This is a genomic window from Sphingopyxis sp. LC81, assembly GCF_000756375.1.
In the GTDB taxonomy this organism is placed as follows: domain Bacteria; phylum Pseudomonadota; class Alphaproteobacteria; order Sphingomonadales; family Sphingomonadaceae; genus Sphingopyxis.
Genome location: NZ_JNFD01000044.1, coordinates 19157 through 30204, shown reverse-complemented (window position 1 = coordinate 30204; position 11048 = coordinate 19157). Strand labels below are relative to the sequence as shown.

10 protein-coding genes and 2 tRNA genes are annotated in these 11048 nt (G+C 66.4%); 6 read left to right on the top strand and 6 right to left on the bottom strand.

Going from position 1 to position 11048, the window contains the following annotated elements:
* Positions 1–1160: autotransporter family protein (locus FG91_RS19025; protein ID WP_037518268.1), on the top strand; the 1160-nt coding region annotated here is incomplete at its 5' end.
* A gap of 3 nt (positions 1161–1163) precedes the next feature.
* Here FG91_RS19025 and FG91_RS19020 read toward each other — a convergent pair.
* From FG91_RS19020 to FG91_RS19005, 4 genes are all read right to left on the bottom strand, one after another.
* A complete protein-coding gene (locus FG91_RS19020; protein WP_037518276.1) occupies positions 1164–2387 on the bottom strand; it encodes an NAD(P)/FAD-dependent oxidoreductase in 1224 nt (407 codons plus the stop codon).
* A gap of 110 nt (positions 2388–2497) precedes the next feature.
* Positions 2498–3211 carry a glutamine amidotransferase gene (locus FG91_RS19015; RefSeq protein WP_037518266.1) on the bottom strand — a complete coding sequence of 238 codons (714 nt, stop codon included), beginning with the start codon at positions 3209–3211 and terminating at the stop codon, positions 2498–2500.
* 153 nt (positions 3212–3364) lie between these two features.
* The gene (locus tag FG91_RS19010; RefSeq protein ID WP_037518264.1) at positions 3365–3610 is read right to left on the bottom strand and encodes a hypothetical protein; all 246 of its coding nucleotides are present in this window, start codon (positions 3608–3610) and stop codon (positions 3365–3367) included.
* The gene (locus FG91_RS19005) at positions 3610–4662 is read right to left on the bottom strand and encodes a Leu/Phe/Val dehydrogenase (RefSeq protein WP_037518262.1); all 1053 of its coding nucleotides are present in this window, start codon (positions 4660–4662) and stop codon (positions 3610–3612) included. The genes FG91_RS19010 and FG91_RS19005 overlap by 1 nt, the downstream gene beginning before the upstream one ends.
* A gap of 125 nt (positions 4663–4787) precedes the next feature.
* Between FG91_RS19005 and FG91_RS19000 the strand changes: the two genes are divergently transcribed.
* Positions 4788–5258 (top strand): Lrp/AsnC family transcriptional regulator, encoded by a 471-nt coding sequence (locus tag FG91_RS19000; RefSeq protein WP_037518261.1) that lies wholly within the window; start codon positions 4788–4790, stop codon positions 5256–5258.
* A 102-nt stretch (positions 5259–5360) separates the two neighbouring features.
* Positions 5361–5436 (top strand) — tRNA-Thr (locus FG91_RS18995).
* Between the two features lie 65 nt (positions 5437–5501).
* Here FG91_RS18995 and FG91_RS18990 read toward each other — a convergent pair.
* Complete coding sequence (locus tag FG91_RS18990; protein ID WP_037518275.1) at positions 5502–7271, bottom strand: tetratricopeptide repeat protein; 1770 nt, start codon at positions 7269–7271, stop codon at positions 5502–5504.
* 494 nt (positions 7272–7765) lie between these two features.
* Between FG91_RS18990 and FG91_RS18985 the strand changes: the two genes are divergently transcribed.
* Positions 7766–8743: an arsenic resistance protein gene (locus FG91_RS18985; RefSeq protein WP_037518258.1), complete on the top strand. Its 978-nt coding sequence runs from the start codon at positions 7766–7768 to the stop codon at positions 8741–8743.
* A gap of 137 nt (positions 8744–8880) precedes the next feature.
* Here FG91_RS18985 and FG91_RS18980 read toward each other — a convergent pair.
* A tRNA-Leu gene (locus tag FG91_RS18980) sits at positions 8881–8967 on the bottom strand.
* A gap of 201 nt (positions 8968–9168) precedes the next feature.
* Here FG91_RS18980 and FG91_RS18975 point away from each other — a divergent pair.
* Together FG91_RS18975 and FG91_RS18970 are read left to right on the top strand one after the other, a co-directional pair.
* Positions 9169–10107 (top strand): complex I NDUFA9 subunit family protein, encoded by a 939-nt coding sequence (locus FG91_RS18975; RefSeq protein WP_037518255.1) that lies wholly within the window; start codon positions 9169–9171, stop codon positions 10105–10107.
* Complete coding sequence (locus FG91_RS18970; RefSeq protein ID WP_037518252.1) at positions 10107–10907, top strand: undecaprenyl-diphosphate phosphatase; 801 nt, start codon at positions 10107–10109, stop codon at positions 10905–10907. The genes FG91_RS18975 and FG91_RS18970 overlap by 1 nt, the downstream gene beginning before the upstream one ends.
* Positions 10908–11048 lie beyond the last annotated feature (141 nt).

Genomic DNA, 11048 nt, shown 5'->3' with positions numbered 1-11048 from the left:
AGCCCGATCCGGTCGATCCGGCGCCGCCGGTGACGGTTACCGATCCGCCGCCGGCACCGACGCCCGAGCCGCCCCCGGCGCCCGAACCCGCAGCGCCGCCGCCGCCGCCCGAACCGCCGGCCGAGCCCGCGCCGCTTCCCCCGCCGACCCCTGACCCGGCGGCCGAACCGCCCACTCCCGACGCAACTCCGGTGGTCGCCGAGGCTGGCGAAGTCGTTCCGCTCTTCCGTCCAGAGGTCGCGGCCTTTGTCGCGGCGGGGCCCGTCGCGCATCATCTGGCGTCGGCGACGCTCGGCACTTTCCACGAACGCCGCGGCGAGCAGGCGCTGCTGCGCGGCGGCGGCGTACTGCCCGCGACATGGGGCCGCGTCTTCGCCGAGAATAGCGACATCAAATGGGACGGCGACGTCGCACCCTCGCTCGACGGCGACCTCTCGGGTTTCCAGATCGGGCAGGATTTCGCCGGCTGGGGCGAGGATGGCGGGACGAATATCCGTCTCGGCGCCTTCGTCGGGCGCTCATCGACCGACGGCACCGTCCGCGGCGGCGCGCTCGGCTGGAACGACCTGACCGTCGGCCAGATCGACGTCAAGGCGACGAGCCTTGCCGGTTATGCGACGCTCGTCGGGACAAGCGGCTGGTACGTCGACCTGGTGGCGATGCACAGCTGGTTCGACGGCGAAGCCGCCGCCAGTTCGGGCATGGCGATCGACGTCGACGGCACCGGCTGGACCGCATCGCTCGAGGCCGGATATCCGATCGCGCTCTCGGGCAAGTGGACGCTCGAACCGCAGGCGCAGCTCTTGTGGCAGCAGGTAAAGCTCGACGACCGCACCGACGCCTTCTCGACGATCGATTTCGCCACGGGCGATTCGCTTACGGGGCGCGCCGGACTGCGTCTCCAGGGCGAATATGGCGGCTTCCAGCCCTATCTCCACGCCAGCCTTTGGCACGGCTTTTCGGGCGACCAGTCGACGCGCTTCGGCACCGATCCGATCCGCACCGACCTCGGCCGCACCGAGGCCGAAGTCGGCGCCGGGCTGATCGCACGCCTCGGCGACAGCGTCGCGGTGCATGTGAAGGGCGATTATGCCTTTGACGCCGACGGGCCGCGCAGCCGGCGCTATGGCGGCACGGTCGGGGTGACGATCCGCTGGTAGGCGTCAGGCGGGAAGTAAGGCTTTCAGCGGGGTTTCGGTGTCGGCGAGCTGCTCGGCCGTCGCCACCAGCCCCGCGGTGACGATCATGCGCCCCTGGACATAGTCCTTGGTCGCATTGACGCAGTCGAGCGCGATGACCTTGCCCGCCTTGAGGTAGACGACCGAGAAGCTGCGCGTGGCGGGATCGCCGCGCAGCACCGCCTGATCGTGACCGGTCGAAAGACCCGCGGTCTGGAGCTTGAGGTCATATTGGTTCGACCAGAACCAGGGGATGGCGTGGTAGGGTGCTTCGTCGCCGACGATGCCCTTCGCGACGACATTCGCCTGATCATTGGCGTTCTGCACCGATTCCAGCCGGATCTCGGCACCTTCGGCGAAGTCATTCGCATGCGCCGCGCAGTCGCCGATCGCATAGACGTCGGGCAGGCTCGTCTTGCACAGGCGGTCGACGCGCACGCCGTTGGCGCAGTCGGCGCCCGCGGCGATCAGCGGTTCGACCGCGGGCACGATACCGATACCGACGATGACGAGATCGGCGGGGATCACCTCACCGCCCGCCAGGCGGACGCCGGTGACCTTCGTCTCGCCCTCGATGGCATCGACACACACGCCGAGGCGCAGGTCGACGCCATGATCGCGGTGCTCCTTCTCGTAGAAGCGCGACAGGTCCGCACCCGCGACGCGCGCGAGCACGCGGTCGAGCGCTTCGAGGAGCACGACCTTCTTGCCCGCCTTGCTCAGCACCGCCGCGGCTTCGAGCCCGATATAGCCGCCGCCGATCACGACGATCTGGCCCGCGGTTTCGGACGCCGCCTTCATCGCGTCGGCATCGGCGCGCGTGCGCACGCCCTGCACGCCGGGCAAGTCGCCGCCGGGGATCGGGAGCATGCGCGGAGACCCGCCGGTCGCCCAGACGAGCTTGCCATAGCCGATCGTCTCGCCGCCATCGGTGGTGACGGTGTGCGCGGCCGGATCGACCGACATGACGCGCTTGCCGAGCAGCATCGTCACCTCGCGCTCGTCCCAATATTTGGCGGGACGCAGCTGGATGCGTTCGAATTCCTTCTCGCCCGCGAAATATTCTTTCGACAGCGGCGGGCGTTCATAAGGAAGTTCGGGCTCGTCGCCGATGATCGCGATGGTCCCTGCAAATTTCTGCGTGCGCAGCATGATCGCCACCTGCGCCCCGCCATGACCCGCGCCCACTATCACCACGTCGAACTGCATCGTCTTCGTCTCCGACTGCTCGCCGGTGCCCTCGCACGCGTCCGCGGGCGAGGCAAGCTGCCGCGGCCTCGCCACCACGAAAGAAAATCTTGAAGGTCGGCGAAGGCCGTTCAGTCCGTCAGCCCGGCGAGCCATTCGGCGATCATCATACGCCCCGCCGCCACCGCGGAAGGTCCATGCCGCCGATGGAGGTCGCGCATTCCGTTCACGCTCCCGCCGGTTTCGTCGAGCGCATCGGGCCATTGGCGCAGCCATTCGTCGAACCGCGGATCGAGGCCCATTTCGCCGTGGAACTGCAGCGCCAGGATATTGTTGCCGCGCCGAAATGCCTGATGCGGATAGGCGGGCGTCGACGCCAGCAATTCGACGTCATCGGGAAGGTCGAAGGTGTCGCCGTGCCAATGGAGCACCGGCACATCGGCAAGGTGGCGCAGCGGTGAGGCCGTGTCGACGAAGCTCAGCGGGTGAAACCCGACCTCCTTCGCCCGCCCCCGATAAACGCGCGCGCCCATCGCCGCGGCCATCATCTGCGCCCCGAAGCACACGCCGAGCGTCGGCCGCCCCGCGTCGAGCCGGCGTGCCAGGCGCTTCATCTGGCACGCGATCCACGGGTGCGCGTCCTGCTCGTAAACCCCCATCGGACCGCCCATCATGATGAGCAGGTCGGGCTCGCCCAGATCGACCGCGCCAAAATTCGCATCGGAGACATCGAGGCGCGCCAGCGCATATCCCGCGGCCTCGATGGGTTCGCGATATCCGGCGATCCCTTCGTGCGGAACGTGGCGGATGATGAGTCCGGTTCTGGTCTTTTGCTGCGGTGGCATTTCGGGCGATGAATCGAGTGGTTGCTGCGCTGTTTCGAACGCACCCTGTCTAGCCAAACCATCGCCCCGATGTCACTCTACCAAAGCAGTAGAGATACTGTTGCGGCCCGTAGCTGAGCTTGGCTCCGTTCGCTACGGGCCGCCATTGGCTCGTCAGGCCAGCTCGGCGACAAGCTCTTCCAGTTCCGACCCCGTGACGGCGACGACTTCGCCCAGCTTCGCCGCGATGATCGCCGCCTGCCCGGGCGGAAGCCCCGCGACCGTCACTTCGATCCGCATATGCGTCGGCAGGACCCGCATCGCCATCGCGCTCGGCACGATCGACCGCTGCGCGAAATAATTGGCGACGCGCGGCAGCGATTGCGGATCGAGGATTGCGTCGACATGAAAGCGGTGCATCAGGCCGCCTCGCGCTGCGCGCCCGCGATCACCTCTTCGGCCATCTCGTCGGCGACCAGCGCGGGCGAGCGGCCTTCGCGCGCCGCGCGTTCGAGCAGCGCGCCGACGCGCGGTGCGATTTCGGCGACGCGAAGCTTCACATCATCCTCGTCCTCGCCCAGATATTCGGCCGACACGTTGATGATCCCGCCCGCGTTGACGACATAGTCGGGGGCATAGGCGATGCCGCGTTCGAGCAGCAGCGCGGCAACGTCGGGGGTCGCAAGCTGGTTGTTCGCCGCGCCGCAGACGAGCTTCGCCTTCAGCCTGGCGACGGTCTCGCGGTCAAGCGCCCCGCCGAGCGCGCAGGGCGCAAAGATGTCGGCCTCGACCGACGCGATCTCCGAAACGTCGACGACCTCGGCGCCAAGCACCGCCTTCAGCCGGTCGCGGCGCGCCGGATTGACGTCGGCGATGACCAGCCGCGCACCCGCGTCGGCGAGACGGCGGCACAGGTCGGCGCCGACATTGCCGGTGCCCTGCACCGCCACCGTCAGCCCGGCCAGATCGCGCCCCAATGCGAACCCGGCCGCGACCTGCATCGATTCGAACACGCCCTTGGCCGTCCACGGCGACGGATCACCCCCCGCACGCCCCGCCACCGCAGGCAGGCCGGCAACGTGGCGCGAGACCGCGGCGACCTCCTGCATATCCTCGACCGACGTGCCGACATCCTCGGCGGTGACATACATCCCGCCCAGATTTTCGACCGCGCGGCCGAACGCGCGGAACAGGGCCACGCGATCAAATTCGCCCTCGGGACGCCGCAACACCGCCTTCGCGCCGCCGAGCGGCAGCCCGGCCAGCGCATTCTTATAACTCATGCCCTCGGCCAGCCGCACGGCGTCGCCCAGCGCCTGCTTCATATCGGGGTAGGACCACAGGCGGCAGCCGCCCGCCCCCGGCCCCAATGCCGTCGAGTGAATCGCAATGAATCCGTCGAGCCCCGCTTCGAGATCATAGAGCCGCACGCATTCGAGCGGCGGGGCCAGACGGGCAAGACGGACGACCATGAAACATACTCCTTTGATTGAGCGTGCCTTGTCGCATTTCCGCCTTGGGCATTCTTGATCGATTATCGGCCGCCCACGCTGAATTTTGCATTTTATGATCCGAATAATTGTCATATGGGAATGAAATGACCGATCTTGATCCATTCGAGATGAAAATTCTCCGCGAATTGCAGCGCGACGCGAATCAAACGACGGCCGAGATCGCCGAGCGCGTCGGGCTGTCGGTCTCGCCATGCTGGCGCCGCATCGACCGCCTCGAACGCGAGGGTTTCATCAGGAAGCGTGTCGCGATCATCGACCGGCGCAAGGTCGGGCTCAACGCGCATGTGTTCGCACAGGTGAAGCTCAACGCCCACGGCCGCGCCAACCTCGACGAATTCAGCGCCGCGATCCGGGGGTTTCCCGAGGTGCTCGACGCCTATGTGCTGATGGGGACGACCGATTTCATGCTGCGCATCGTCGCGAAGGACATCGACGCCTATGAACGCTTCTTCTTCAACCAGCTGAGCAAATTGCCGGGGATACAGGAAATCAATTCGACCGTGGCGCTGTCCGAAATCAAGGCGACGACCGAACTACCGCTGGGTCAGGATTAGGCAGCGGACCGTCCCCGCTTTGCCCGCCCCGAACGCGAACGCCGAAACCTGCGCAAGGACGCTTGTTTTCATCCCAAGGCGCTGCTAGTGGCGCCCCTCGTTGCCGCTTTAGCTCAGTTGGTAGAGCACATCATTCGTAATGATGGGGTCACAGGTTCGAGTCCTGTAAGCGGCACCACTATCTCCCTAGAAAATCACCAGAGAAAAGCCGAAGGGCTTTGCGCCGCGTTTCCGGGCGCCGACCTATAGTCGATCCATGCGGAGCCAGGCCTTGTCGCCGATCCATGCCTTCGACAAGGCCTTGTCGGCGGCGGCCGCCTCAAGCCTGTTCCCCTGCGCCGCCTCGCTGCGGCCGAGCCCGTAAAGCGCCCAGCCGTTGTTCGGCGTCTGCGCCAGCGCGGCGCGAAAGGCATCGCTCGCTTCGCCATAGCGCCGCGCGCGGAACAGCGCCGCGCCCAGCGACTGCTTCACCGGATAATACCAATAGGGCGGTTCCTGATAGGGAAGGCCGGCCTCGATCGCGATCGCTTGGCGGTAGAAACCGATGGCGTCGTCGGTGCGGCCCTGCACGCTTGCGAACCGGCCGCGCGCCACGAACTCGGCCAGCGAGACCAGATCGCCCGCCGGCACGCCCTGTTCGATCATCGCCTTCATGGCATCCGACGTCCGTATCCGGGCCATCGCCGCCAGTTCGCGATCGAAGGCCTTGCGGTCGCGAAGCCTGGCATAGGCGATACTCCGGGCGAAATGCCGCATCGCCGTCGGATAAGCGAGGCTCGCGTCGGGCGCGGGCATCGCCAATATGGCTTTCGGATCGGCAAATTGCGCCATCGCAAAATAGGGCGCGGCATCGATCGACTGGATCCATGCAATCTGAGCCGAAGTCTTGGGATCGAGCACCGTCCGCAGCCGCTGCGCCTCGCGAATGGCGGTGGGCATGTCACCCGCCATTTGCGCCGACGTCACGATGAAATGGATATTGTGCGGATAATAGCCGTAGCGCACGAGCCCGTTGTCGCCGGCGCTGCGGATATATTCCTCGTCCGCGCGCGCCGCCGCGATGTTGACGCGGATCGAATCGGCGTGGCGGCCGCGCAGCTGATAGATATGCCCGGGCATGTGGACGAGATGCGCCGCGCTGGGTGCCGACGGGCTCGCCAGCCGGTCCGCCGCCGCCTCGGCACGCTGCGGGTCGCTCGCTTCCACCAGATGGATATAGAGATGGTTCGCCTGGACATGGCCGGGATTGCGCTTGAGCACCGCCTCGACAAGCCGCACGGCCTCGCCGCTCCGGCCGACCGATGTCTTCTTGTCGGCCTCCCAATAGTTCCACGGGCTCGTATTCATCACCGCCTCGGCCGTGAGCACCGCCACATCGTCGTCGCCCGGAAACCGGCGCGCGACGTCGAGCATCGCGTCGGCATAGCCCGCATCGAGCGCGGCGCGGTCGCTTCCCGGATCGCGCGAATATCGCCTCGCGACGGCTTCGATCAGCGCGCGCTCCATCGGCGTGGCTGTGCTTCGCAGCGCCATCGCGCGGTCCATCGCGTCCAGCGCGGCACCGCGGTCGCGATCGTCCATCGGCGCATTGATGTTGGGGCCGAGCGCGACGGCTTCGCCCCACCAGCACATCGCGCAATCGCCGTCGAGCCGCTGCGCCTCGCGGAACGAGCGCACCGCGCCCGCATGATTGAAGCCATAGGTCAGGAGCAGCCCCTGGCTGAAATAGCGCCGGGCCTGATCCTTGTCGGTCGAAACCGGAAACGGTGAAGTGGCGAGGTCAGGAAAGAGCGGGATCGGCCTGCCCTCGCTCGCCGGCGCCGCGAACGCCGCCGCGACAAGGAGATTCTGCGCCAGCGACGACCCCGCACGCCTGCCCCCGCAGAGGAGGGTCGCAAGACGGCTCGGATCGAGCGCTGCGAGCGCGGCGGCCGAAAAAGCCGGCGGCGGCGCAAAGCTCGTCAGCGAAATCCCGATCCCCACTATCGCCGCGACTTTGAATGGGCCAAGCATCACAATCCCCTTCCCCAAAGGTGACCAGAAACAGCAACGCCAAAATATCACGAATAGATTACGCGCCAAAACCGAATCTTCATCCCATTCTAGTCCCCTAATATTCAACGAAAGTTCGGAGCACATCTATTCGAGCGCGCCTGCTCATCCCCGAATGACTTGGGGAATTTCCGCCGCGAGCATGCCCCGTTCCGCCGCGATCCGTGGAGATCGCGGCGGAACGGACCACAAGGGAGCCCGGCGATCAGGTCTTCTTCGCGGCTTCATCGGCATATTTGATCGCACCGCCGTCGGGTTGGACAAAGGCGCCGATGCACCATTCCGGCATGGCCGCTGGCAATCCTCGGGACGTTTCGACCCGTTCGATTTCTCGGCTTCCGGCTTGCAGTTAGACGGCTACACAGCGATGCAACCTCCGGCAACTTGCGATGCAGGCGAAAGATCGAACGCTCGATGACCAGTGAAATATTGATCGATAGAGCGGGACGCCAACGATGAAGCCGGGCGAACTGCGCGACCTTATGGAAACGCGGCAGGTTGCGATCTACTTCGGCGCGGTATTGCTTGGCGCGCTCGCGGGCGCGCTGATACCCGGCGCCGAAGCGCTCGAACCGGCGATCAATCCCGCGCTCGCCTTCATGCTGTTCGTGACCTTTCTCCAGGTGCCACTGGCGGCGCTGGGCCAGGCGCTTCGCGATCTCCGGTTCCTCGCCGCATTGCTGGCGGTCAACTTCCTTGTCGTGCCGCTGCTGGTGGCCGCGTTGATCCAGTTCGCTCCCGACGATCCGCTCATCCGGCTCGGCGTACTGATCGTGCTGCTTTGCCCGTGCATCGACTATGTCGTGACCTTCGCGCATCTCGGCCGCGCCGATGCACGGCTGCTGCTCGCCTCCACTCCGGCGCTGCTGATCGTGCAAATGCTTTTGCTGCCGCTCTATCTTGCCGCGTTCCTCGGCAAGGCCGCTGCCGGTCTCGTCCACGCCAGCCCGTTCATCCACGCGTTTCTCTGGCTCATCGCCCTGCCCCTGGCGCTGGCGATCCTGTGCCAGCTCTGGGCGGCGCGCAGCCGCGCGGGTGGGCGGGCGGCCGCCGCGCTCGGCCTGCTCCCCGTCCCGGCAACCGCGCTCGTGCTGTCGATCGTCATCGCCGCCGTCCTGCCGCGGCTTGGCGCCGCGATCCCTGCGGCACTCGGCGTCTTGCCGCTCTATATCGCCTTCGCGGCGATCGCTCCCGTCGCGGGATGGCTCGTGGCCCGCGCCGCGCGGCTCGACGCGCCCGGCGGCCGCGCGGTCGCGTTCAGCGCCGGCACGCGCAATTCGCTCGTCGTGTTGCCGCTGGCGCTGGCCGTGCCCGGTGCGATGCCGGAGCTGCCCGCCATCATCGTCACGCAGACGCTCGTCGAGCTGCTATTCGAACTCCTGTATGTTCGCACGATCGCGAAATGGGGACGCCGCGCCGCGCAAAGTGCGTAAGCCCATCGGGACTGCAGGATCATCGAAAATCTCGGCCGATTGACGCGCCCAGTCCGGATGCGTTGCGGCCAAGGATCATGCGGCAACAACGGCATTTCTGCCGTGGCGATGGTTTCTGGATGTCGGGAGAAGGGTAATGGTGCCCAGAAGAGGACTCGAACCTCCACGACCTTGCGATCGCCAGCACCTGAAGCTGGTGCGTCTACCAATTCCGCCATCTGGGCACGGGGTAGGAGCGGGCGCTTAGCGGCGCGTGTGTCGGCTTGTCAACCGCATCAGACGAGCCAGAGTGCATTTTATCGCAAAGCCATCGGTTTCGCGTCATAATGCCCTGCTCGCCCCTTGCCCCCCTCCCCGCTTCGCGGCATGGGGAAGGCCATCGGCGCGCCCCGCGCCATCCAGAGAATCGATCACAGGCGGACGACATGCAGAAACTCGACGGGCAATTGATCACGGTATTGGGCGGCGGCGGCTTCCTCGGCCGCTATGTCGTGCAGCGCCTGCTCACGCGCGGCGCGCGCGTCCGCATCGCGCAGCGCGAGCCGCGCGCCGCGACCTTCCTGAAGCCGCTCGGCGGGCTCGGCCAGACACAGTTCGTGGCATGCGATGTCCGCAACCCCGCTAGTATCACGCGCGCCGTGCAGGGCAGCGACGCCGTCATCAACCTCGTCGGCGCGTTCGCCGACATGCAGGCGGTGCAGGCCGACGGCGCGGGCCATGTTGCCGCCGCGGCGAAGGCGGCGGGCGCCGGCGCACTCGTCCATGTCTCGGCGATCGGCGCCGATTCCGCGAGCGCCTCGGCGTACGGCCGCAGCAAGGGCGACGGCGAAGCGGCGGTGCACGCCGCCTTTGCCGACGCCGCGATCCTGCGCCCGTCGATCCTGTTCGGCCGCGAGGACCATTTCATCAACCGCTTCGCGGGGATGATGCGCATGGCGCCGATCGTTCCGGTGATCGCGCCGAATGCGAAGTTCCAGCCAGTCTATGTCGGCGATGTCGCCGATGCAGTCGTCGCGGCGCTCGGCAGCGGCGCTGCCGGCAAGACGTTCGAACTTGGCGGGCCGCAGGTGCTGACGATGGCCGAACTGCTCCGCTGGGTCGCCGATGCGACCGGCCGCCGCCCGCTGTTCGTCGACGTTCCCGATTTCGTCGCCTCGGCGCTCGCGAGCGGCTTCGGCTGGGCGCCCGGCGCACCGATCACCAAGGACCAGTGGCAGATGCTCCAGCGCGACAATGTCGTTGCAGCGGGCGCCGCGGACCTCGCCGAGCTCGGTGTCACGCCGACCTCGCTGGGGTCGGTCGCCGAGGGCTGGCTCGTCCAATATCGCCGCCATGGGCGCTTCGCCGAGCTCGCCTCGCGATAATGGGTATCTGGCTGACCGCAATCATCCTCGGCATCGTCGAGGGTTTGACCGAGTTTTTGCCCGTCTCCTCGACGGGACACCTCATCCTCGCGACCGAATTGCTCGGTTATGACGCCGCGCGCTGGGCGATTTTCAACATCGCGATCCAGCCGGGGGCGATCCTCGCGATCGTCGTCCTGTACCGGAAACTGTTCTGGGAGATGTTCACCGGCTTCTTCCGGCGCGACCCCGTAGCGATCGCCTTTGTGCGCAATCTGCTGCTCGCCTTTTTCCCCGCGGTGATCCTCGGCCTCGCCTTTGGCGATTACATCGAGCTATTGCTCGAAAATGCGGTCGTCGTCGCCTGGGCGCTGATCATCGGCGGCTTTGCCATCCTGCTCGTCGAGCGTTTCGCCAAGACGACCGACGTCGGCGGCGTCGCGAATGTGTCGGCGCGGCAATCGATGCTCGTCGGGCTGGTCCAGTGTATCGCGATGATCCCGGGCGTCAGCCGCTCGGGCGCGACGATCCTCGGCGCGATGTCGTTCGGGGTCGACCGCAAGACCGCCGCCGAGTTCAGCTTCTTCCTCGCGCTCCCGACGCTGACCGGCGCGACCGTGCTCCAGCTGTTCAAGCATCGCGATGCGATCACCTCGAACGACCTCGGCCTGATCGCGGTGGGCTCGCTCGTCTCGTTCGTCGTTGCCTGGGCGGTGATCAAGGCCTTCCTTGCGGTCGTCACGCGTTACGGCTTTGCACCCTTCGCCTGGTATCGAATCATCGCGGGCGTCGCCGCGCTGATCTGGCTCGGCATGAGATAGGTCCGATACGGTATTAATTGACGAAAGATAATTGCGCGAACCTGTTTTGAGGCAAATTCACCCTCAATTTTAGGTTAGCAATCCTGTCCTAACTCGCAATTTGGCCGTGACAGGCCGATTTCGCCGATGCAATTCCCCGCT